The sequence below is a fragment of the Streptomyces sp. YS415 genome, from assembly GCF_023544665.1.
Lineage (GTDB): Bacteria > Actinomycetota > Actinomycetes > Streptomycetales > Streptomycetaceae > Streptomyces.
In genome coordinates, this window is record NZ_JAMJFL010000002.1 from 201,105 (window position 1) to 224,294 (window position 23,190).

General features: G+C 68.4%; 20 protein-coding genes and 1 tRNA gene. 18 read left to right on the top strand and 3 right to left on the bottom strand.

Features of this window, described 5'->3' with window-relative positions; genetic code table 11:
* Window positions 1-72: 72 nt before the first annotated feature.
* The 7 genes from M8H82_RS03915 to M8H82_RS03945 all read left to right on the top strand — a co-directional run bounded on the left by M8H82_RS03915 (window position 73) and on the right by M8H82_RS03945 (window position 5,574).
* Window positions 73-525: a MaoC family dehydratase N-terminal domain-containing protein gene (locus tag M8H82_RS03915; RefSeq protein WP_250070938.1), complete on the top strand. Its 453-nt coding sequence runs from the start codon at window positions 73-75 to the stop codon at window positions 523-525.
* Between the two features lie 8 nt (window positions 526-533).
* Window positions 534-962, top strand: a complete 429-nt coding sequence (locus M8H82_RS03920; protein WP_250071139.1) for a MaoC family dehydratase — start codon at window positions 534-536, stop codon at window positions 960-962.
* A 229-nt stretch (window positions 963-1,191) separates the two neighbouring features.
* Window positions 1,192-1,761, top strand: a complete 570-nt coding sequence (locus M8H82_RS03925; RefSeq protein WP_250070939.1) for a TetR/AcrR family transcriptional regulator — start codon at window positions 1,192-1,194, stop codon at window positions 1,759-1,761.
* A 93-nt stretch (window positions 1,762-1,854) separates the two neighbouring features.
* Window positions 1,855-3,291 carry an MFS transporter gene (locus M8H82_RS03930; protein WP_250070940.1) on the top strand — a complete coding sequence of 479 codons (1,437 nt, stop codon included), beginning with the start codon at window positions 1,855-1,857 and terminating at the stop codon, window positions 3,289-3,291.
* A 10-nt stretch (window positions 3,292-3,301) separates the two neighbouring features.
* Window positions 3,302-3,682, top strand: coding sequence for a DUF3291 domain-containing protein (locus M8H82_RS03935; protein WP_250070941.1), 381 nt, complete (start codon window positions 3,302-3,304; stop codon window positions 3,680-3,682).
* A 66-nt stretch (window positions 3,683-3,748) separates the two neighbouring features.
* Window positions 3,749-4,804, top strand: coding sequence for a UDP-N-acetylmuramate dehydrogenase (locus M8H82_RS03940; RefSeq protein WP_250070942.1), 1,056 nt, complete (start codon window positions 3,749-3,751; stop codon window positions 4,802-4,804).
* Window positions 4,805-4,881: 77 nt separating this feature from the next.
* A complete protein-coding gene (locus M8H82_RS03945) occupies window positions 4,882-5,574 on the top strand; it encodes a hypothetical protein (RefSeq protein ID WP_250070943.1) in 693 nt (230 codons plus the stop codon).
* On the opposite strand, the gene M8H82_RS03950 is transcribed toward M8H82_RS03945, so the two are convergent.
* Together M8H82_RS03950 and M8H82_RS03955 are read right to left on the bottom strand one after the other, a co-directional pair.
* On the bottom strand, window positions 5,519-6,559 hold the full coding sequence (locus tag M8H82_RS03950; RefSeq protein WP_250070944.1) for an adenosine deaminase: 1,041 nt from the start codon (window positions 6,557-6,559) through the stop codon (window positions 5,519-5,521). The two genes, M8H82_RS03945 and M8H82_RS03950, sit on opposite strands and share 56 nt — an antisense overlap.
* Window positions 6,560-6,689: 130 nt before the next feature.
* The gene (locus M8H82_RS03955) at window positions 6,690-7,913 is read right to left on the bottom strand and encodes a pyridoxal phosphate-dependent aminotransferase (protein WP_250070945.1); all 1,224 of its coding nucleotides are present in this window, start codon (window positions 7,911-7,913) and stop codon (window positions 6,690-6,692) included.
* A 251-nt stretch (window positions 7,914-8,164) separates the two neighbouring features.
* On the opposite strand from M8H82_RS03955, the gene M8H82_RS03960 reads away from it, so the two are divergent.
* From M8H82_RS03960 to M8H82_RS04010, 11 genes are all read left to right on the top strand, one after another.
* Window positions 8,165-8,237, top strand: a tRNA-Trp gene (locus M8H82_RS03960).
* 108 nt (window positions 8,238-8,345) lie between these two features.
* Complete coding sequence (secE, locus tag M8H82_RS03965) at window positions 8,346-8,633, top strand: preprotein translocase subunit SecE (protein WP_250070946.1); 288 nt, start codon at window positions 8,346-8,348, stop codon at window positions 8,631-8,633.
* An 80-nt stretch (window positions 8,634-8,713) separates the two neighbouring features.
* Window positions 8,714-9,565, top strand: coding sequence for a transcription termination/antitermination protein NusG (gene nusG, locus M8H82_RS03970; protein ID WP_250070947.1), 852 nt, complete (start codon window positions 8,714-8,716; stop codon window positions 9,563-9,565).
* Window positions 9,566-9,725: 160 nt separating this feature from the next.
* On the top strand, window positions 9,726-10,160 hold the full coding sequence (gene rplK / locus M8H82_RS03975; protein ID WP_250070948.1) for a 50S ribosomal protein L11: 435 nt from the start codon (window positions 9,726-9,728) through the stop codon (window positions 10,158-10,160).
* Between the two features lie 81 nt (window positions 10,161-10,241).
* A complete protein-coding gene (gene rplA, locus M8H82_RS03980; RefSeq protein ID WP_250070949.1) occupies window positions 10,242-10,967 on the top strand; it encodes a 50S ribosomal protein L1 in 726 nt (241 codons plus the stop codon).
* A gap of 158 nt (window positions 10,968-11,125) precedes the next feature.
* Window positions 11,126-11,989 carry a DUF1396 domain-containing protein gene (locus M8H82_RS03985; RefSeq protein WP_250070950.1) on the top strand — a complete coding sequence of 288 codons (864 nt, stop codon included), beginning with the start codon at window positions 11,126-11,128 and terminating at the stop codon, window positions 11,987-11,989.
* A gap of 280 nt (window positions 11,990-12,269) precedes the next feature.
* Window positions 12,270-12,800 carry a 50S ribosomal protein L10 gene (rplJ, locus tag M8H82_RS03990; protein ID WP_250070951.1) on the top strand — a complete coding sequence of 177 codons (531 nt, stop codon included), beginning with the start codon at window positions 12,270-12,272 and terminating at the stop codon, window positions 12,798-12,800.
* Window positions 12,801-12,921: 121 nt separating this feature from the next.
* On the top strand, window positions 12,922-13,308 hold the full coding sequence (gene rplL / locus M8H82_RS03995; RefSeq protein WP_250071140.1) for a 50S ribosomal protein L7/L12: 387 nt from the start codon (window positions 12,922-12,924) through the stop codon (window positions 13,306-13,308).
* Between the two features lie 593 nt (window positions 13,309-13,901).
* A complete protein-coding gene (gene rpoB / locus M8H82_RS04000; protein ID WP_250070956.1) occupies window positions 13,902-17,387 on the top strand; it encodes a DNA-directed RNA polymerase subunit beta in 3,486 nt (1,161 codons plus the stop codon).
* A gap of 94 nt (window positions 17,388-17,481) precedes the next feature.
* Complete coding sequence (locus tag M8H82_RS04005; RefSeq protein WP_250070958.1) at window positions 17,482-21,381, top strand: DNA-directed RNA polymerase subunit beta'; 3,900 nt, start codon at window positions 17,482-17,484, stop codon at window positions 21,379-21,381.
* 167 nt (window positions 21,382-21,548) lie between these two features.
* Window positions 21,549-22,154: a hypothetical protein gene (locus M8H82_RS04010; protein WP_250070960.1), complete on the top strand. Its 606-nt coding sequence runs from the start codon at window positions 21,549-21,551 to the stop codon at window positions 22,152-22,154.
* 34 nt (window positions 22,155-22,188) lie between these two features.
* On the opposite strand, the gene M8H82_RS04015 is transcribed toward M8H82_RS04010, so the two are convergent.
* Window positions 22,189-23,103: a hypothetical protein gene (locus tag M8H82_RS04015; RefSeq protein WP_250070962.1), complete on the bottom strand. Its 915-nt coding sequence runs from the start codon at window positions 23,101-23,103 to the stop codon at window positions 22,189-22,191.
* Window positions 23,104-23,190 lie beyond the last annotated feature (87 nt).

Below are 23,190 nucleotides of genomic sequence, written 5' to 3' on the forward strand. Positions count from 1 at the left end.
TCGGTCGGCCGGTTACCGGCCGGTTCGCAGTTCCCGCGAAACCACACGCTGACTCCAGGAGGTGCCGAGCCCATGGCGCTCGACCAGTCCTTCGTCGGGCGGACCTATCCGCCCACCGACCCCTACGAGGTCGGCCGCGAGAAGATCCGTGAGTTCGCGGAGGCGGTGGGGGACGCCAATCCGGCGTACACCGACCCGGAAGCCGCCAAGGCGCTCGGCCACCCCGATGTGATCGCCCCGCCCACCTTTGTGTTCGCCATCACCTTCAAGGCGGCCGGAGCGGTCATCGCCGATCCCCAGCTCGGCCTCGACTACAGCCGGGTGGTGCACGGCGACCAGAGGTTCGCGTACGCCCGCCCGGTCCGGGCCGGCGACCGGCTGACGGTCACCTCGACCATCGAGGCGATCAAGTCGCTCGCGGGCAACGACATCCTGGACATCCGCGGTGAGGTCCACGACGAGGCGGGGGAGCACGTCGTGACCGCCTGGACGAAGCTGGTCGCCCGCGCGGCCGAGGAGGCGTGAGCAATCCCATGACGGTGAAGATCCAGTACGCCGACATCGAGGTCGGCACCGAGCTGCCCGCGCAGACGTTCCCCGTGACCCGTGCCACGCTCGTGCAGTACGCGGGCGCGTCGGGCGACTTCAACCCGATCCACTGGAACGAGAAGTTCGCCAAGGAGGTCGGGCTGCCGGACGTCATCGCGCACGGCATGTTCACCATGGCCGAGGCGATCCGCGTGGTGACCGACTGGACCGGTGACCCGGGCGCGGTCGTCGAGTACGGCGTCCGCTTCACCAAGCCCGTCGTCGTCCCCAACGACGACCAGGGCGCCACGATCGAGGTCAGCGGCAAGGTCGCGGCCAAGCTCGACGACAACACGGTCCGCGTGGACCTGACGGCGACCAGCGCCGGCCAGAAGGTGCTCGGCATGTCCAGGGCGGTCGTACGACTGGCCTGACGGCACCCGCGCGGGGGGTGAGGTAAGGGGCGTTCTCCATGGTGGGGCGCCCCTTACGGTGTTGAAGCCCCCTACCGGCCCCAACGGGTGAGCGGGAGGCCGGGTTCCTTCCCGGGGCGCCTCCTCCCGGGTGCCTGCCCGGCTCCTCACCGGGTGCCTCCCCACCTCCCGGCTCCTCCCCGGTTTCCTCCCCTTGACGTAGTTAGTGATTGAGTACTAACTTAGCCGCATGGTCAGGATGAGCGCAGAGGAGAGGCGCGAGAGCGTCATCCGTGCCGCGATGGGCGAGTTCGCCCGCACCGGGTATCACGGGACGTCCACCGAGACGATCGCCAAGCGGGTCGGTGTCTCGCAGCCGTATCTCTTCCGGCTCTTCCCGGGCAAGAAGGCGATCTTCCTGGCGGCGGCGGAGCGGTGTCTGGAGGACTCCATCCGCACCTTCTCGGAGGCGTCCGAAGGGCTGGAGGGCGAGGATGCCCTGCACGCCATGGCGGACGCGTACACCAAGGTCATCGCGGAGCATCCGGAGCAGCTGCTCATGCAGATGCAGATGTACGTCGCCGTGGCGGCCGCCGAGCAGGAGGGTGACCTGGAGTTCGGTGGCGCAGTGCGCGAGGGGTGGATGCGGCTGTGGGACACCGTTCATCTGCCGCTGGGCGCCGACGTCAAGGAGACGACGACCTTCATGGCGTACGGGATGCTCGTCAACTGCCTGGTCGCCATGGGATTCCCGCCCGAGCACCGGGTGTGGGAAGGGCTCTACCCGGCCGCCCGCACCAAGGGGCGGCTCGAACACTGACGTGAGGAAGAGGCGTTTCCGGCGCCTTTTCATGATCGTAAAAGTTAGTCATCAATAACTAACCAAACTTCGTGATCACCCTCTGGGGGAGAGATGTCACAGCAGACCGCACCTCGCGGAGGGCCCGTCTGGGCTCTCGTCATCACCAGCGTCGCCGGATTCATGGCGGCCCTCGACAACCTTGTCGTCACCACCGCCCTGCCCTCCATCCGCGAGGACCTCGGCGGGGCGCTGCACGACCTGGAGTGGACGGTGAGCGCGTACACCCTCACCTTCGCCGTCCTGCTGATGTTCGGCGCGGCGCTCGGCGACCGGTTCGGGCGCCGCCGGCTCTTCCTCGTCGGGATCACGATCTTCACCGGCGCCTCCGCCGCTGCGGCCATGGCCCCCGGCATCGACTCCCTGATCGCCGCCCGCGCGGTGCAGGGCGTCGGCGCGGCGATCATGATGCCGCTGACGCTGACCCTGCTGACGGCCGCCGTGCCCGCCGCCAAGCGCGGGATGGCCTTCGGGATCTGGGGGGCCGTCAACGGCCTCGCCGTTGCCTCCGGCCCGCTCATCGGCGGCACCCTGACCGAACACATCTCCTGGCAGTGGATCTTCTGGCTGAACGTTCCGCTGGGCCTGATCCTGCTCCCGCTGGCCCGCCTCCGCCTCGCCGAGTCCCACGGCACCGGCGCCGCCCTCGACCTCCCCGGCACCCTCCTCGCCAGCGGCGGCCTCTTCGGCATCGTCTACGGCCTGGTCCGCGGCCCCGCCGACGGCTGGACCGCGCCCTGGGTCCTGACCGCTCTGGGCGCCGGAGGCGCGCTGCTCACCGGGTTCGTCCTCTACAGCACCCGCGCCAAGAACCCCATGCTCCCGATGCGGCTGTTCCGCTCCCGCGCCTTCTCCGGGATCAACGCCGTCAGCATGCTGATGTTCCTCGGGATGTTCGGCTCGATCTTCCTGCTCAGCCAGTACATGCAGGGCGTGCTCGGCTACTCGCCCACCGAGGCCGGCCTGCGGATGCTGCCCTGGACCGGAATGCCGATGCTGGTCGCGCCGATCGCCGGCATCCTCTCCGACCGCATAGGCGGCCGCCCCGTCGTCGCCACCGGCCTCTTCCTCCAGGCCGCGGGCCTCGGCTACCTGGCCTGGGTCATCACCGCGGACGCCTCCTACGGCATCCAGCTGCCGGGTCTGATCATCAGCGGCATCGGCATGGCCCTGTTCTTCGCACCGGCCTCCGCCCTGGTGATGTCCAGCGTCCGGCCCGCCGAGCAGGGCATCGCCTCCGGTGCCAACAACGCCCTGCGCGAGGTCGGCGGCGCCCTCGGCATCGCCATCATGTCGTCGATCTTCGCGGCCCAGGGCGGTTACCAGACCGGCCAGACCTTCGTCGACGGCCTGAAGCCCGCCCTGGTGAGCGGCGCCGCGCTGGTGGCCCTCGCCGGTGTCGCGGCCCTCTGCATACCGGGCCGCAGGCACACCGCGCCCACCGACACCCCGGACACCCCCGCCCCCGTGCTCGAGACCGCCGGACGCTGAGGAGAACGTCATGCCCACTCTTCCCTGGACCGCTCCGCACACCCCTGAGCACGGCGTCGAGGTGCACGTCTTCGCCTCCCGCTTCGAGACCCGCACCCTCGGGGGCGCACTGAAGTTCTTCCTGCGCACCCCGGGCGTGTGGCGCCAGGTCAGCCGCGCCCCCGGCGCCTACGGGGCCACCCTCAAGGCACAGCCCCTGCGGCGGACCTTCTGGACCCTGTCCGCCTGGGAGTCGCCCGAGGCTCTCAAGACCTTCGCCCGCTCCGGCCCCCACGCCCCGACCGCCCGGGGCCTGGCCCCCCTGATGCGGGACGCGAAGTTCGTCACCTGGACGGTGCGCGGCGACGAACTCCCGCTCGACTGGTCCGACGCGATGCGCCGGCTGACCTGAGCCCTGGACGACGTACTGGAGCGGCCCCGGCCGGACCGGCGGGGCCGTTCTCGTACCCTTGAGCCCGTGCAGGAACTCCACGACGCCCCGCTCGCCCCGCTGACCACCTTCCGCCTGGGCGGACCGGCCACCCGGCTGGTCACCGCCACCACCGACGCCGAGGTGATCGCCGCCGTCCGCGAGGCCGACGCCTCGGGCACCCCCCTGCTCGTCATCGGCGGTGGCTCCAACCTGGTCATCGGCGACAAGGGCTTCGCGGGCACCGCCCTCGTCATCGCCACCCGGGGCGTCGAACTCGACGGCACCCGCCTGGAACTGGCCGCCGGCGAGGTGTGGACCGACGCCGTCGCCCGCACCGTCGAGGCCGGACTCGCCGGCGTCGAATGCCTCGCCGGCATCCCCGGCTCGGCGGGCGCGACCCCGATCCAGAACGTCGGCGCGTACGGCCAGGAGGTCGCCACCACGATCACCGAGGTCGTCGCCTACGACCGCCACCACGGCGAGACCGTCACGCTGGCCAACGAGGAGTGCGCCTTCTCCTACCGCCACAGCCGCTTCAAGGCCGACCCCGAGCGGTACGTCGTCCTGCGCGTCCGCTTCGCACTGGAGGACGCCGACGGGCTGTCCGCGCCGATCAAGTACGCCGAGACCGCCCGCGCCCTCGGCGTCGAGCCCGGTGACCGGGTGCCGCTCGCCGACGCCCGCGAGACCGTCCTGAAGCTGCGCGCCGGAAAGGGCATGGTCCTCGACCCCGAGGACCACGACACCTGGTCCGCCGGATCCTTCTTCACCAACCCGATCCTCACCGACGAGCAGTTCGCGGCCTTCCACACGCGCGTGCACGAGCGGCTCGGCGACACGGTGGAGCCGCCGGCCTACCCGGCGGGGGAGGGGCACACCAAGACCTCCGCCGCCTGGCTGATCGACAAGGCGGGCTTCACCAAGGGTTACGGCAGCGGACCGGCCCGCATCTCCACCAAGCACACCCTCGCCCTCACCAACCGGGGCACGGCGACCACCGAGGACCTCCTCGCGCTCGCCCGGGAGGTCGTCGCCGGAGTCCGCGAGGCCTTCGGGATCACCCTGGTCAACGAGCCGGTGACGGTCGGCGTCAGCCTCTAGACGCCTCTCCTCGCAGCAAAATCTCCGTTGCGGGGAAGGGCGGGCAGCCGCGACCCTCGTGCCATGAGGCATCGCGCATGCGGCTGAGGCTGACCGAGTTCAGGCCCCGGACCGGACCCCACGAACACCGCGTGGTCCAGCCCCGGACCACCCTGCGGCACACCTCACTGACGGCACCCGACCCCATCGGCCTGCTGCTCGGCGACCACGACGGGCTGAACCGGCTGGCGGGCCTGTTCTCCTTCGCCGCCTGCTCACGGCACACCATCGTCCACATCCCGCTGCGCGACGGCGTCCCGCCCGACGAGGGCTGGGGCGAGCGCGTCGACCTCGTCCTGGCCCACCACACCCTCGCACTGCGCCCCAGCCAGTGGCCCGCACTCCGCCGCCGCCTGCGCGGGGGCACCCCGCTGACCGCCCGCACCGACGAGGCGCGCACCGCACGGGACGCGCGGACCTGGCAGACCGCGCGGGACCGCGACGAGCTGCGCCACACCACCCACGCCCGGACGCTCTTCCTCTTCGGCAGCCGGGGCGTGTTCGCCGACTCCGCCGCCGCCTTCGCCCACGCCGCGGGCTTCGGACCGCACCAGAAGCGCGTCGCCCAAGGGCACTCGGCACTGATGACGGGACTGGCGCTGACCCAGCCGCCCGGCGGCGGGCACCCCTACGAGGTCCTGGTCAGCTTCAAGCCCTATCCGCCCTACGCCCACTTCAGACGACCGGGCGCGTCAGCCACTCGTCCACCCCGGCCAGCAGCCGCGCCCTGACATCCTCCGGCGCCGCGGAGGCCCGCACCGACTGCCGGGCCAGTTCCGCCAGCTCCGCGTCCGTGAAGGCGTGGTGCCGGCGGGCGATCTCGTACTGCGCCGCCAGTCGCGAGCCGAACAGCAGCGGGTCGTCCGCCCCCAGCGCCATCGGCACCCCGGCCTCGAACAGCGTGCGCAGCGGTACGTCCGCCGCCTTCTCGTAGACGCCCAGGGCCACGTTCGACGCCGGGCACACCTCGCACGTCACGCCCCGGTCGGCCAGGCGCTTCAGCAGCCGCGGATCCTCCGCCGCGCGCACCCCGTGGCCGATCCGGTGCGCGTCCAGGTCGTCCAGACAGTCACGCACCGACGCCGGGCCCGTCAGCTCACCGCCATGGGGAGCGGACAGCAGGCCGCCCTCCCGGGCGATGGCGAACGCGCGGTCGAAGTCCCGCGCCATGCCCCGGCGCTCGTCGTTGGACAGCCCGAAGCCGACCACACCCCGGTCCGCGTAGCGCACCGCGAGCCGCGCCAGCGTCCGCGCGTCCAGCGGATGCTTCATCCGGTTCGCCGCCACCAGGACCCGCATCCCCAGGCCCGTCTCCCGCGACGTCGTCTCCACCGCGTCCAGGATGACCTCCAGAGCGGGAATCAGACCGCCCAGACGAGGCGCGTACGAGGTCGGGTCCACCTGGATCTCCAACCAGCCCGAACCGTCCCGCACATCCTCCTCCGCGGCCTCGCGCACCAGCCGCTGGATGTCCTCGGGCTCCCGCAGGCACGAACGCGCCGCGTCGTACAGCCGCTGAAAACGGAACCAGCCCCGCTCGTCCGTCGCCCGCAGACTCGGCGGCTCCCCGCTCGTCAGGGCCTCCGTCAGCGCGTCGGGCAGCCGCACACCGTGCTTGTCGGCCAGTTCCAGAACGGTGGCGGGGCGCATCGAACCGGTGAAGTGCAGGTGCAGATGGGCCTTCGGCAGCTCAGAGAGATCACGTACACGCTCCATCCCAGGATCCTGCCGCACGTCCGGCCCCTCCCGGTAGCGCTTTCCCCGTACGTGGTCTTGCTCGCACAAAGGAACACAAAAAAACAGGGCACCCGGGAAGTCCCAGGTGCCCTGCCCGCGGCGGTCTCGGCTACTTCGCCTCCGCCAGCAGCTTCTGGATCCGCGAGACACCCTCGACGAGGTCCTCGTCACCCAGCGCGTACGACAGCCGCAGATAGCCCGGCGTGCCGAAGGCCTCACCCGGGACGACCGCGACCTCGGCCTCCTCCAGGATCAGCTCGGCCAGCTCCACACTGCTCTGCGGACGCTTGCCGCGGATCTCCTTGCCCAGCAGGCCCTTCACCGACGGGTACGCGTAGAAGGCGCCCTCGGGCTCCGGGCAGACCACGCCGTCGATCTCGTTGAGCATCCGCACGATCGTCTTGCGGCGCCGGTCGAACGCCTCGCGCATCGTGGCGACGGCGTCCAGGTCACCGGCGACGGCGGCCAGCGCCGCGACCTGGGCGACGTTGGAGACGTTCGACGTGGCGTGCGACTGGAGGTTGGTCGCCGCCTTCACCACGTCCTTCGGGCCGATGATCCAGCCCACCCGCCAGCCCGTCATCGCGTACGTCTTGGCGACACCGTTGACCACGACGCACTTGTCGCGCAGCTCCGGCAGGATCCCGGGCAGCGAGGTGAAGGTCGCGTCGCCGTAGACCAGGTGCTCGTAGATCTCGTCCGTCATCACCCACAGGCCGTGCTCCACGGCCCAGCGGCCGATCGCCTCGGCGTCCGCGGCGCTGTAGACCGCGCCGGTCGGGTTGGAGGGGGATACGAACAGGACGACCTTCGTCTTCTCCGTGCGGGCCGCCTCCAGCTGCTCGACGGAGACCCGGTAGCCGGTCGTCTCGTCCGCGACGACCTCCACCGGGACACCGCCGGCCAGCCGGATCGACTCCGGGTACGTCGTCCAGTACGGCGCCGGGACGATGACCTCGTCGCCCGGGTCCAGGATCGCGGCGAAGGCCTCGTAGATGGCCTGCTTGCCGCCGTTGGTGACGAGGATCTGCGAGGCCTCGGGCTCGTAGCCGGAGTCACGCAGCGTCTTCGCGGCGATCGCGGCCTTCAGCTCGGGCAGACCGCCGGCCGGGGTGTAGCGGTGGTACTTCGGGTTCTTGCACGCCTCGATGGCGGCTTCGACGATGTAGTCCGGGGTCGGGAAGTCGGGTTCACCGGCGCCGAAGCCGATCACCGGACGCCCGGCGGCCTTGAGGGCCTTGGCCTTGGCGTCCACGGCGAGGGTGGCGGACTCGGAGATCGCGCCGACTCGGGCGGAGACCCGGCGCTCGGTGGGAGGGGTTGCAGCGCTCATGCAGCCCATCGTTTCAGACCGGAAACTCCCCCGGCACGCGGGTTTCACAGACTGAACAACAGCTGAACAACCGTCCGGATCCGCCCCTCACGCTGGGCGATCTTCCCTCACCCGGGCTCCCACGGCCCACTTTCTGTTCGACGAGGCGCTTGAGAACACGTACACTCTCACCTCGTTGGCCTCCAGCAGCCCGCACTCCTACGGTGCACACCGTGCACCCGTGTGGATGCGGTACGTTGGGGAACACACAAAGGGTCGTAGCTCAATTGGTAGAGCACTGGTCTCCAAAACCAGCGGTTGGGGGTTCAAGTCCCTCCGGCCCTGCTACACACACCTTCGCCAGGATGTGTGCGCAGGTACGTACAGCAATGCACCGCCGTGCGGCTCAGACCGGGCGCGGCACGGCCACGACCCGGAATCAGGTGAGGACGAGTGACGGACGCCGTGGGCTCCATCGACATGCCTGATGCCGAGGACGAGGCGCCGGATTCCAGGAAGAAGACCCGCAAGGGCGGAAAGCGCGCCAAGAAGGGTCCGCTGAAGCGTCTTGCCCTCTTCTACCGTCAGATCGTCGCCGAGCTGCGCAAGGTCGTCTGGCCGTCGCGCAGCCAGCTGACGACCTACACGACCGTGGTGATTGTCTTCGTCGTCATCATGATCGGCCTGGTGACCGTGATTGACTATGGGCTCGACCACGCCGCCAAGTACGTCTTCGGCTGAGCACAGAGCGAAGGGCGCCGCGGTTACCGGCGCCCCTTTTCGCATGTACCACCCCTAGTATCCAGGAAGAAGCAGCCACCGTGTCTGACCAGAACCTGAACGACGCCATCGAGCCCGACGAGACTGTCGAAGACGAGCTCGACATCGTCGAGGGCGCGGACGAGGACCTGGACGAGGTCGAGGCTGCCGACGCCGAGGCGGGCGAGCCCGCGGAGGAAGCGGCCGTCCACGTCGAGGACGAGACCGAAGAGGACGAGACCGAGGCCGAGGCTGAAGTCGAGACCGAAGAGGCCGAGGAAGAGCCGGCCGAGCCGGTCGACCCCGTCGCCGCCCTGCGCGAAGAGCTGCGGACCCTGCCCGGCGAGTGGTACGTCATCCACACCTACGCCGGTTACGAGAACCGCGTGAAGACCAACCTGGAGCAGCGCGCCGTCTCGCTGAACGTCGAGGACTACATCTTCCAGGCCGAGGTGCCGCAGGAAGAGGTCGTCCAGATCAAGAACGGCGACCGCAAGACGATCAAGCAGAACAAGCTCCCGGGTTACGTCCTGGTCCGCATGGACCTGACGAACGAGTCCTGGGGCGTCGTCCGCAACACGCCCGGCGTCACCGGCTTCGTGGGCAACGCCTACGACCCGTACCCGCTGACCCTGGACGAGATCGTCAAGATGCTCGCTCCCGAGGCCGAGGAGAAGGCGGCCCGCGAGGCCGCCGAGGCCGAGGGCAAGCCGGCGCCGCAGCGCAAGGTCGAGGTCCAGGTGCTGGACTTCGAGGTCGGCGACTCGGTCACCGTCACGGACGGCCCCTTCGCCACCCTCCAGGCCACGATCAACGAGATCAACCCCGACTCCAAGAAGGTCAAGGGTCTGGTGGAGATCTTCGGTCGTGAGACCCCGGTCGAGCTGTCGTTCGACCAGATCCAGAAGAACTAGATCTCACTGCTTCCGACCAGGTCAGGCGAACGCTCCAGCGGCCGCCTGACCTGCTCGGTTTTTGGCCGCGCATCTATACCCGTTATCGTTGTGCGGTATGCCTTCATCCGGGACGCGACCCGGGTGGCGGCACACCCGATTCGAAAGGACCCGGAGAGCTATGCCTCCCAAGAAGAAGAAGGTCACGGGGCTCATCAAGCTCCAGATCCAGGCCGGTGCCGCCAACCCGGCTCCGCCGGTCGGCCCCGCGCTGGGTCAGCACGGCGTCAACATCATGGAGTTCTGCAAGGCCTACAACGCCGCGACCGAGTCGCAGCGTGGCTGGGTCATCCCGGTGGAGATCACGGTCTACGAGGACCGCTCCTTCACCTTCGTGACCAAGACGCCGCCGGCCGCCAAGATGATCCTCAAGGCCGCGGGCGTGGAGAAGGGCTCCGGCGAGCCGCACAAGACCAAGGTCGCCAAGATCACCCAGGCGCAGGTCCGCGAGATCGCCGAGACCAAGATGCCCGACCTCAACGCCAACGACCTGGACGCCGCGTCGAAGATCATCGCCGGCACCGCCCGTTCCATGGGCATCACGGTCGAGGGCTGAGCCCCAACCTCGTAGACCAGCAGTAGTGGCAGGGCCTGCTCGGCCCGGACCACGACTCCTAAGCAAACCCCAGGAGCAGTAGTGAGCAAGCGCAGCAAGTCTCTCCGCGCTGCGGACGCCAAGATCGACCGGGAGAAGCTCTACGCCCCGCTCGAGGCCGTCCGTCTCGCCAAGGAGACCTCCACGACCAAGTTCGACGGCACCGTCGAGGTCGCCTTCCGTCTGGGTGTCGACCCGCGCAAGGCCGACCAGATGGTCCGTGGCACCGTGAACCTCCCGCACGGCACCGGTAAGACCGCCCGGGTCCTGGTCTTCGCGACCGGTGACCGTGCCGAGGCCGCTCGTGCCGCGGGCGCCGACATCGTCGGCGCCGACGAGCTCATCGACGAGGTGTCGAAGGGCCGTCTGGACTTCGACGCCGTCGTCGCCACCCCGGACCTCATGGGCAAGGTCGGCCGCCTCGGCCGCGTGCTCGGTCCGCGTGGTCTGATGCCGAACCCGAAGACCGGCACCGTCACCCCCGATGTCACCAAGGCTGTCAACGACATCAAGGGCGGCAAGATCGAGTTCCGCGTCGACAAGCACTCGAACCTGCACTTCATCATCGGCAAGGCGTCGTTCGACGACAGCAAGCTGGTGGAGAACTACGGCGCGGCCCTGGAGGAGATCCTCCGTCTGAAGCCGTCCGCCGCCAAGGGTCGCTACATCAAGAAGGCCGCCATCACCACCACGATGGGCCCCGGCATTCCGGTCGACCCGAACCGCACCCGCAACCTCCTCGTCGAGGAGGACCCGGCCGCGGTCTGAGCCGTCCAGGCTCGCTGAAGTCGGCTACGGGCCCCGCACCTTCCCAGGTGCGGGGCCCGTTCCCCGTTCCGACGGAATTCCAGAGACCGCTTGCTGCACGATCGGTTAGGCTCACCGCTTCGCTGTGCATCGCTCATGTGTTCCTTTGGGGGGAAACGATGGAGCTTTCCGTACGACGTTCCGCGCGCACTCGGACGATCGGCGCCGGGTTCGCCGCCGTGGCCCTGGCCACCGGCGCGGTGAGCTGCGGCACGGGGGAGGGCGAGGAGTCGCCGAAGATGTCGCCCGCTGCGGCCGTGGCCGAGGCGGCGAAGAACTCCGACGACATCACCTCCCTGCGGTACCGCATGACGGGCCAGGTGCCGGAGGAGGGGCGGATCGAGGCCGAGGCCTCCATGCGCATGAAGCCCACCGTGGCCATGAGCATGAAGATGACGGCCCTCGACCAGGGGGCGGACGGCTCCGTCGAGATCCGGCTCGTCGACAAGGTCATGTACATCGGCGGGAACGCCGGGATGGCCAAGGAGATGGACGGCAAGTCCTGGATGAAGCTGGACATGTCCGCGCTCGGCGAGGACGCGTTCGGCGGGGCGGGGAACCCCGTCGCCGGCCGGGCCGAGCAGAACCCCGCGGCCGACTCCGCCCTCCTCACCGGGGCCAAGGACGTGCGGGAGATCGGCACCGAGAAGGTCGACGGCGTCGAGACGACCCACTACCGGGGCACCGTCACCCTGGACACGCTGCGGGACTCGCTCAAGGACGAGGACAAGGCGACCCGCGAGAAGCGCGAGAAGAGCATCGAGCAGTACGAGGAGCTGGGTGTCGACAAGCTCACCATGGACATGTGGATCGACGGCGAGGACCACACCAAGCAGTTCCGGATGAAGGGCGCCGCCGACAAGGGCCCGCTCGACCTGACCATCACCTTCCTCGACTACAACGAGCCGGTGAGCGTGCAGGCCCCGCCCGCGAAGGACACCGCCGACCTGGCCGAGATGATGAAGGAGCTCGGCGGGAGCTGAGCGCCGTATGACCGGATTTGCTTCTCGGCGATCCGGTCACGTAGTCTCTTCCAGAAGCCAAAGACCGCTGGTCGTTGCCGTGCACTCGTTCGAGGGTGCGGTGGCCGAAGGATCCGCTGAACTGCGGACGACCCGCGCAGGTGATTGTGGAAGTTGCTCCCGCATGGATCTTCATGTCGGTCGAGCCACGCCCCGAGCGCCTGCGCCGGGGCGTTTCGTTTTCCCCAGTCCTCCTTCGGGTCCGCGCGGTCCGAATCACCCGGAAGGAGGCCGAGGCTCTATGGCGAGGCCCGACAAGGCTGCCGCGGTTGCCGAGCTGACGGACAAGTTCCGCAGCTCCAACGCCGCCGTGCTGACCGAGTACCGCGGTCTCACCGTGGCGCAGCTCAAGACGCTGCGTCGTTCGCTCGGTGAGAACGCCCAGTACGCCGTGGTGAAGAACACGCTGACCAAGATTGCGGCCAACGAGGCCGGGATCACGCTGGACGACCAGCTTTTCGCTGGTCCGACGGCCGTCGCCTTCGTCACCGGTGACCCGGTGGAGTCGGCGAAGGGTCTTCGTGACTTCGCCAAGGACAACCCGAATCTCGTCATCAAGGGCGGTGTCCTTGACGGCAAGGCGCTGTCCGCCGACGAGATCAAGAAGCTTGCGGACCTCGAGTCCCGCGAGGTTCTGCTCTCCAAGCTGGCGGGTGCCATGAAGGGCAAGCAGTCCCAGACTGCCGCGCTCTTCCAGGCGCTCCCGTCGAAGCTCGTCCGCACCGTGGACGCGCTTCGCGCCAAGCAGGACGAGCAGGGCGGTGCCGAGTAATTCGGCTCGCATCATGATCGCCGCCTGAGGCCCACCGCCGCAGGCAACGGTCGTAGCGGGCCGAACGTACGCCCGCCAGTCATGTACATACGGCACCTGCCGATTTAGTGAAGGGAAAGCCATCATGGCTCTCACCCAGGAAGAACTGCTCGCCGAGTTCGAGGGCATGACCCTGATCCAGCTCTCCGAGTTCGTGAAGGCGTTCGAGGAGAAGTTCGACGTCACCGCCGCGGCCCCGGTCGCCGTTGCCGCCGCCGGCGCCCCGGGTGCCCCGGCCGCCGCCGCCGAGGAGGAGAAGGACGAGTTCGACGTCATCCTCACCGGTGCGGGCGACAAGAAGATCCAGGTCATCAAGGTCGTGCGTGAGCTGACCTCCCTCGGCCTGAAGGAGGCCAAGGACCTCGTGGACGGCGCCCCGAAGCCCGTCCTCGAGAAGGTTGCCAAGGACGCCGCCGAGAAGGCCGCCGAGTCCCTCAAGGGCGCCGGCGCCTCCGTCGAGGTCAAGTAACACCTCACGGGTCCGGTACGGATCCGAGCGAGCTGATTGCGGTCCGGCAGGGCTGTAACGCGAGCGCACCGAAGAGCGATCATCCATCCGGGTGGTCGCTCTTCTGCGTTCCCGGAGGGGCGGCCGCGGTTGCCTTGCGCCTCAGGTCACGAGGGGTATGGTGATCTTCGTCGTGTCTCCGGCCGCCCCCGGTTCTGCCAAGGGGGGCCTTGACGAACCGCACGCAGCGCGCAATTCTCAGGACGCGTCGTCACAACGATCCGAATCCGAGGCATGGATCGACGGCGAAGAGGGCAGTATGAACGTGCATCGAGGGCGTGCATGCCGAGGGCGTTGAGAACGAGGGCGTTGAGGACAACGAGGGTCGCGAGAAACCCGCACTGGACATCAGTGTGCCAACTGGCTACACTGACCCTTTGCGCTGCCTGTTAGCTGTCCCCTGCCCGTCACCAGGGGCATGCCCTCGCCCGAGCACAGACGACCGGACCACCCCTGACCTGGCCCAACAGCCAAATTGGGGAATCTGTCTCTGCGCCCCGGAGTGAGGGGCCGGTACGCGCGTAGTGAGTCCGAGCCCTCGGAAGGACCCCCTCTTGGCCGCCTCGCGCACTGCCTCGACCGCGAATACGAACAACGGCGCCAGCACCGCCCCGCTGCGCATCTCCTTTGCAAAGATCAAGGAGCCCCTCGAGGTTCCCAACCTGCTCGCGCTGCAGACCGAGAGCTTTGACTGGCTGCTCGGGAACACCGCCTGGCAGAGTCGGGTCGAGGCGGCTCTGGAGTCCGGTCAGGACGTCCCCACCAAGTCCGGTCTGGAGGAGATCTTCGAGGAGATCTCCCCGATCGAGGACTTCTCCGGGTCGATGTCGCTGACTTTCCGCGACCACCGCTTCGAGCCGCCGAAGAACAGCATCGACGAGTGCAAGGAGCGCGACTTCACGTACGCCGCCCCGCTCTTCGTGACGGCCGAGTTCACCAACAACGAGACCGGCGAGATCAAGTCCCAGACGGTCTTCATGGGCGACTTCCCGCTCATGACCAACAAGGGCACCTTCGTCATCAACGGCACCGAGCGTGTCGTGGTGTCCCAGCTGGTCCGCTCGCCCGGCGTCTACTTCGACTCCTCCATCGACAAGACGTCCGACAAGGACATCTTCTCGGCCAAGATCATCCCGTCCCGGGGTGCCTGGCTGGAGATGGAGATCGACAAGCGCGACATGGTCGGTGTCCGCATCGACCGCAAGCGCAAGCAGTCCGTCACCGTCCTGCTCAAGGCTCTCGGGTGGACCACCGAGCAGATCCTGGAGGAGTTCGGCGAGTACGAGTCCATGCGCGCCACCCTGGAGAAGGACCACACCCAGGGCCAGGACGACGCGCTGCTCGACATCTACCGCAAGCTGCGTCCGGGCGAGCCCCCCACGCGTGAGGCCGCGCAGACGCTTCTGGAGAACCTCTACTTCAACCCGAAGCGCTACGACCTCGCCAAGGTCGGCCGGTACAAGGTCAACAAGAAGCTGGGTGCGGACGCTCCGCTGGACGCGGGCATCCTGACCGTCGAGGACATCATCTCGACGATCAAGTACCTGGTGAAGCTGCACGCCGGCGAGACCGAGACCACCGGTGACAGCGGCGGCACGATCGTCGTCGAGACCGACGACATCGACCACTTCGGCAACCGTCGTCTGCGCAGCGTCGGCGAGCTCATCCAGAACCAGGTCCGTACGGGTCTGGCGCGTATGGAGCGAGTCGTCCGTGAGCGGATGACGACCCAGGACGTCGAGGCGATCACGCCGCAGACCCTGATCAACATCCGGCCGGTCGTCGCCTCCATCAAGGAGTTCTTCGGCACCAGCCAGCTGTCGCAGTTCATGGACCAGAACAACCCGCTGTCGGGTCTCACCCACAAGCGCCGTCTGTCGGCGCTCGGCCCGGGTGGTCTCTCCCGTGAGCGGGCCGGCTTCGAGGTCCGTGACGTGCACCCGTCCCACTACGGCCGCATGTGCCCGATCGAGACGCCCGAAGGCCCGAACATCGGTCTGATCGGTTCGCTGGCCTCCTACGGCCGGGTCAACGCGTTCGGTTTCGTCGAGACCCCGTACCGCAAGGTCGTCGACGGCCAGGTCACCGACGAGGTGGACTACCTGACCGCCGACGAGGAGGACCGGTTCGTCATCGCGCAGGCCAACGCCGCGCTCGGTGACGACATGCGCTTCTCCGAGGCCCGCGTGCTCGTCCGCCGCCGTGGCGGCGAGGTCGACTACGTCGGCGGCGAGGACGTGGACTACATGGACGTCTCGCCGCGCCAGATGGTGTCGGTCGCGACGGCCATGATCCCCTTCCTGGAGCACGACGACGCCAACCGTGCCCTCATGGGCGCGAACATGATGCGTCAGGCCGTTCCGCTGATTAAGTCGGAGTCCCCGCTCGTCGGCACCGGCATGGAGTACCGCTCCGCGGTCGACGCCGGCGACGTGGTCAAGGCCGAGAAGGCCGGTGTGGTCCAGGAGGTCTCCGCGGACTACATCACCACCGCCAACGACGACGGCACGTACATCACGTACCGCCTGGCCAAGTTCGCCCGCTCCAACCAGGGCACCTCGGTCAACCAGAAGGTCATCGTCAACGAGGGCGACCGGATCATCGAGGGCCAGGTCCTGGCCGACGGTCCGGCCACCGAGAACGGCGAGATGGCGCTCGGCAAGAACCTGCTGGTCGCGTTCATGCCGTGGGAGGGTCACAACTACGAGGACGCGATCATCCTGTCGCAGCGCCTCGTGCAGGACGACGTCCTCTCCTCGATCCACATCGAGGAGCACGAGGTCGACGCCCGTGACACCAAGCTCGGCCCCGAGGAGATCACCCGGGACATCCCGAACGTCTCCGAGGAGGTCCTCGCCGACCTCGACGAGCGCGGCATCATCCGGATCGGTGCCGAGGTCGTCGCCGGCGACATCCTCGTCGGCAAGGTCACGCCCAAGGGCGAGACCGAGCTGACCCCCGAGGAGCGCCTGCTGCGCGCGATCTTCGGTGAGAAGGCCCGTGAGGTCCGTGACACCTCGCTGAAGGTCCCGCACGGCGAGATCGGCAAGGTCATCGGCGTCCGCGTCTTCGACCGCGAGGAGGGCGACGAGCTTCCCCCCGGTGTGAACCAGCTGGTGCGCGTCTACGTCGCGCAGAAGCGCAAGATCACCGACGGTGACAAGCTCGCCGGCCGCCACGGCAACAAGGGCGTCATCTCCAAGATCCTGCCCATCGAGGACATGCCGTTCCTCGAGGACGGGACCCCGGTCGACATCATCCTCAACCCGCTCGGTGTGCCGTCCCGAATGAACCCGGGACAGGTTCTGGAGATCCACCTCGGCTGGCTCGCCAGCCGCGGCTGGGACGTCTCCGGCCTCGCCGAGGACTGGGCCCAGCGTCTGCAGGCCATCGGCGCCGACAGTGTCGCCCCCGGCACCAACGTCGCCACCCCGGTCTTCGACGGTGCCCGTGAGGACGAGCTCGCCGGTCTGCTCGAGCACACGATCCCGAACCGCGACGGCGAGCGCATGGTGCTCCCGACCGGTAAGGCCCCGCTGTTCGACGGCCGCTCGGGTGAGCCCTTCCCGGAGCCGATCTCGGTCGGCTACATGTACATCCTGAAGCTGCACCACCTGGTCGACGACAAGCTGCACGCCCGGTCGACCGGCCCGTACTCGATGATCACCCAGCAGCCGCTGGGCGGTAAGGCTCAGTTCGGTGGCCAGCGGTTCGGCGAGATGGAGGTGTGGGCCCTCGAGGCCTACGGCGCCGCGTACGCCCTCCAGGAGCTGCTGACCATCAAGTCCGACGACGTCACCGGCCGCGTGAAGGTCTACGAGGCCATCGTCAAGGGCGAGAACATCCCCGAGCCCGGCATCCCCGAGTCCTTCAAGGTGCTCATCAAGGAGATGCAGTCTCTCTGCCTCAACGTGGAGGTGCTGTCCAGCGACGGTATGTCCATCGAAATGCGTGACACCGACGAGGACGTCTTCCGCGCAGCGGAGGAGCTCGGCATCGACCTGTCCCGGCGCGAGCCGAGCAGCGTCGAAGAGGTCTGACGGGAGTCCGGCGGCCTTCGCGAGAAGGCCGCCGGCCCCAGGACCCCCGTATCAGACCCCTAAGACTTACAACCCTGAGAGGGATTGACGCATAGTGCTCGACGTCAACTTCTTCGATGAGCTCCGGATCGGTCTGGCCACCGCTGACGACATCCGTCAGTGGAGCCACGGCGAGGTCAAGAAGCCCGAGACCATCAACTACCGCACCCTCAAGCCCGAGAAGGACGGACTCTTCTGCGAGAAGATCTTCGGTCCGACCCGGGACTGGGAGTGCTACTGCGGCAAGTACAAGCGTGTCCGGTTCAAGGGCATCATCTGTGAGCGCTGCGGCGTCGAGGTCACTCGCGCCAAGGTGCGTCGTGAGCGGATGGGCCACATCGAGCTGGCCGCTCCCGTCACGCACATCTGGTACTTCAAGGGTGTCCCGTCGCGCCTCGGCTACCTGCTGGACCTGGCGCCCAAGGACCTCGAGAAGGTCATCTACTTCGCGGCGTACATGATCACGTACGTCGACGAGGAGCGCCGTACCCGCGACCTGCCCTCCCTGGAGGCGCACGTCTCCGTCGAGCGGCAGCAGGTCGAGAACCGGCGCGACGCCGACCTCGAGGCCCGCGCCAAGAAGCTCGAGTCGGACCTGGCCGAGCTGGAGGCCGAGGGCGCCAAGGCCGACGTGCGCCGCAAGGTGCGCGAAGGTGCCGAGCGTGAGATGAAGCAGCTGCGCGACCGTGCGCAGCGCGAGATCGACCGTCTCGACGAGGTGTGGACCCGGTTCAAGAACCTCAAGGTCCAGGACCTTGAGGGCGACGAGCTGCTCTACCGCGAGCTGCGTGACCGCTTCGGCACGTACTTCGACGGGTCGATGGGTGCCGCGGCGCTGCAGAAGCGCCTGGAGTCCTTCGACCTCGAGGAGGAGGCCGAGAAGCTCCGCGAGATCATCCGTACCGGCAAGGGCCAGAAGAAGACCCGTGCGCTGAAGCGGCTGAAGGTCGTGTCTGCCTTCCTGCAGACCTCCAACAGCCCCAAGGGCATGGTCCTCGACTGCGTCCCGGTCATCCCGCCGGACCTTCGCCCGATGGTGCAGCTGGACGGTGGCCGCTTCGCGACCTCCGACCTGAACGACCTGTACCGCCGTGTGATCAACCGCAACAACCGTCTGAAGCGTCTGCTCGACCTCGGTGCCCCCGAGATCATCGTGAACAACGAGAAGCGGATGCTCCAGGAGGCGGTCGACGCCCTCTTCGACAACGGCCGTCGCGGTCGCCCGGTCACGGGCCCCGGCAACCGTCCGCTGAAGTCCCTCAGCGACATGCTGAAGGGCAAGCAGGGTCGATTCCGTCAGAACCTGCTCGGCAAGCGAGTCGACTACTCGGCGCGTTCCGTCATCGTCGTCGGCCCGCAGCTGAAGCTGCACCAGTGCGGTCTGCCCAAGGCCATGGCGCTGGAGCTCTTCAAGCCGTTCGTGATGAAGCGCCTGGTCGACCTGAACCACGCGCAGAACATCAAGAGCGCCAAGCGCATGGTGGAGCGCGGCCGCACGGTCGTGTACGACGTCCTCGAAGAGGTCATCGCCGAGCACCCGGTGCTGCTGAACCGTGCTCCCACCCTGCACCGCCTCGGCATCCAGGCCTTCGAGCCGCAGCTGGTCGAGGGCAAGGCCATCCAGATCCACCCGCTCGTCTGCACCGCGTTCAACGCGGACTTCGACGGTGACCAGATGGCCGTGCACCTGCCGCTGTCCGCGGAGGCGCAGGCCGAGGCCCGCATCCTGATGCTGTCCTCGAACAACATCCTCAAGCCCGCCGACGGCCGTCCGGTGACGATGCCGACCCAGGACATGGTCCTCGGTCTGTTCTTCCTCACCACCGACGGCGAGATGCGCAACGTCAAGGGTGAGGACCGCTCCTTCGCGTCCGTCGCCGAGGCGATCATGGCGTTCGACGCGGGCGAGCTCTCGCTGCAGTCGCCGATCGACATCCGCTTCCCGGTGGGCACCATCCCGCCGCGTGGCTGGATGCCGCCGGCGCAGGAGGAGGGCGAGCCGGAGTGGCAGCAGGGTGACAGCTTCCGGCTGCGCACCACGCTGGGCCGCGCGCTCTTCAACGAGCTGCTGCCCGAGGACTACCCGTTCGTCGACTACGAGGTCGGCAAGAAGCAGCTCTCCGAGATCGTCAACGACCTCGCCGAGCGCTACCCCAAGGTCATCGTGGCGGCGACGCTCGACAACCTGAAGGCTTCCGGCTTCTACTGGGCGACCCGCTCCGGCGTCACCGTGGCCATCTCCGACGTCGTCGTTCCCGAGGCGAAGAAGGAGATCGTCAAGGGGTACGAGGCGCAGGACGAGAAGGTCCAGAAGCAGTACGAGCGCGGTCTGATCACCAAGGACGAGCGCACCCAGGAACTCATCGCGATCTGGACCAAGGCGACCAACGAGGTTGCCGAGGCCATGAACGAGAACTTCCCGAAGACCAACCCGATCTTCATGATGGTGAACTCGGGTGCACGAGGCAACATGATGCAGATGCGTCAGATCGCCGGTATGCGTGGTCTGGTGTCGAACGCCAAGAACGAGACGATCCCGCGTCCGATCAAGGCCTCGTTCCGTGAGGGCCTGTCCGTGCTGGAGTACTTCATCTCCACGCACGGTGCCCGTAAGGGTCTGGCGGACACCGCCCTGCGTACCGCCGACTCGGGTTACCTGACCCGTCGTCTGGTGGACGTCTCGCAGGACGTGATCATCCGCGAGGAGGACTGCGGCACCGAGCGCGGTCTGAAGCTGAAGATCGCGGTCCGCGGTGCCGACGGCGTCCTGCGCAAGACGGACGACGTCGAGACCAGCGTCTACGCCCGCATGCTCGCCGAGGACGTCGTCATCGACGGCAAGGTGATCGCGCCGGCCAACGTGGACCTCGGCGACGTGCTCATCGACCAGCTCGTCCACCACGGTGTCGAGGAGGTCAAGACCCGCTCGATCCTCACGTGCGAGTCCCAGGTCGGCACCTGCGCCATGTGCTACGGCCGCTCGCTGGCCACCGGCAAGCTGGTCGACATCGGTGAGGCGGTCGGCATCATCGCCGCCCAGTCCATCGGTGAGCCCGGTACCCAGCTGACGATGCGTACCTTCCACACCGGTGGTGTGGCCGGTGACGACATCACCCAGGGTCTGCCCCGTGTCGTCGAGCTCTTCGAGGCCCGTACCCCGAAGGGTGTCGCCCCGATCTCCGAGGCCTCCGGCCGCGTGCGGATCGAGGAGACCGAGAAGACCAAGAAGATCGTCGTCACCCCGGACGACGGCAGCGACGAGACGGCGTTCCCGATCTCCAAGCGTGCCAAGGTCCTGGTCCGCGAGGGCGACCACGTCGAGGTGGGCCAGCAGCTCACCGTGGGTGCCACCAACCCGCACGACGTGCTGCGCATTCTGGGTCAGCGTGCCGTTCAGGTCCACCTGGTCGGCGAGGTCCAGAAGGTCTACAACTCGCAGGGTGTGTCGATCCACGACAAGCACATCGAGATCATCATCCGGCAGATGCTGCGCCGGGTGACGATCATCGAGTCCGGTGACGCCGAGCTGCTGCCCGGCGAGCTGGTCGAGCGCTCGAAGTTCGAGACCGAGAACCGTCGAGTGGTCCAGGAGGGCGGTCACCCGGCCTCCGGTCGTCCGCAGCTCATGGGTATCACCAAGGCCTCGCTGGCCACGGAGTCGTGGCTGTCGGCGGCGTCCTTCCAGGAGACGACGCGAGTCCTCACGGATGCGGCGATCAACGCCAAGTCCGACTCGCTCATCGGCCTCAAGGAGAACGTCATCATCGGTAAGCTCATCCCGGCCGGTACGGGTCTGTCCCGCTACCGCAACATCCGGGTCGAGCCGACCGAGGAGGCCAAGGCCGCGATGTACTCGGCCGTCGGCTACGACGACATCGACTACTCGCCGTTCGGCACCGGCTCCGGCCAGGCCGTTCCGCTGGAGGACTACGACTACGGTCCGTACAACCAGTAAGCGAGTCGCTTGAGTCGAAGGGCGGTCACCCACACGGGTGGCCGCCCTTCGGCGCGTTCGAGTCCGGCGTTCGAGTGATCGTCCGGTGCCGCCCGGCGGGTCCGCGCCGGGCGGCCTGCCGCCGTGCGAGGTTGGGCCGGACCCAGCCCGGTGGAAGCGGAGGCGACATGACGTCAGCGATGGTCCGGCTGTTCGCCGCAGCGGCGATGACGGCGGTGCTGGCGGCCTGCGGGGGCGGGGGCTCCGACGCGTCCCAGGAACAGACGCAGCCCACGGGGGCCGAGCAGAGCGGTACGGCGGCGACCGGGGACTCGGAGGAGGACCGGCTTGCCTCGATCTTCCCGGGCAGTGACACGCGACCCGGTTCTGCGTCGGCGGTCAAGCTGCCGCGCACCAAGGTGGGGGAGCCCGTCCAGGGGGAGGCGCACGTCACGGGGACGAGTGGGGAGAAGCCCAAGCCGCTTCAGGGAGTCACGGGGGACATCGACGGCGCGGAACTCGCATTCATCCAGAAGTGCCTGGGCGAGGTGCCGCCGCAGGGCTGCGACGTGATCTTCCAGGTCACTCCGACGGAACCGGGCCCGTACAGCGGGGAGCTCACCTTCACGATGGAGGACGGCTCCACCGTCACCGCCCCGGTCTCCGGGGAGGCGACGGGAGACGGGACCACCACCTCCGAGCCCCCCGTCGGCCCGAGCACCACCGCACCGACACCGGCCACGCCGTCCGACGTGGTGCCCGAGACGGACGGTGTGCCGTCGGACCTCCCCTAGCCCGAGGGCACGTACGAGCTGCCCTGAGCGCCGGTCACGAGTCGGCGTAGATCTCCATCCAGACAGTGCCGTCGTCCGGCAGCATCAGCACGTGGCGGTCCCGGTAGCTCCGCGCCTCGTGGGAGATGAGGTAGAACCGGCTCGGCGCCTTCGCGAGCACCCGGAAGCCGACGTACTCGTAGCGGTACGGCGCGCCCTGCGGCCCGTGGTCCGTGCGCTTGATGCCCCTCGCATGGTGGGTCAGGGGCACCCGGGAATGGACCACCACGATCGGGATGCCCTCATAGCCCTCGTCCGCGTGCAGCATGGCGTCGCCGCGCCCCATGTCCGCCACGTAGAGCGCCATCCCGAAGAAGAGGCTCAGCGTCAGCAGCCCGATGGCCAGGGTGCCGCCCGCCAGCCACATCCGGTCGGCGTCGCGGGCCTGCCGGACCCGGGCGCCCGGAACCTCGGTCAGCCGCAGATGGACGGCGAAGACGGCCAGCGTGGCCCCCAGGATCACCATCAGGGCGGGCAGGAAGCGGCGGGGCCAACCCGGTGGGAAGAGGGCCACCGCGTTCGTGAAGAGGGCCGGGAAGCCGACGACCACCATGGCCACCCCGGCGGCGAGCAGCCAGCGGATCGCCCTCTGGCGCAGCACCGCCCGCCCCGGACCCGCCAGCGCGAGCCCGAGCCGGCCGAGCGCCAGGAACGCGATCAGCCCGCCGCCCAGAAGCAGGCACACGGGAACGAAGACCGCGCTGCTGCTGTTGGCCACCACGCCCTGGACGGAGAACCCGAGGTCCTCCGGGAGGACGCTGAGGGTGGTGTAGTACGCCTTGGTGTAGACGCTGCCGAAGTAGTAGAGCAGGGCGAAGGCGATCGTGCCCGGCGCCGCGATGAAAGCCGCCTTCTGCGCGAACGTCGAGGTGGGTGTGCGCGGGGGTTCGGCCGGGGGCGGGGCGGACATGAGCCTCAGTCTCCCGTGGCGTGCATCACGCCCGCACCCGGAGACGTGCTCTCGGGGGTGGTTCCGGGTTTTCTCCGGGTCCGGGCT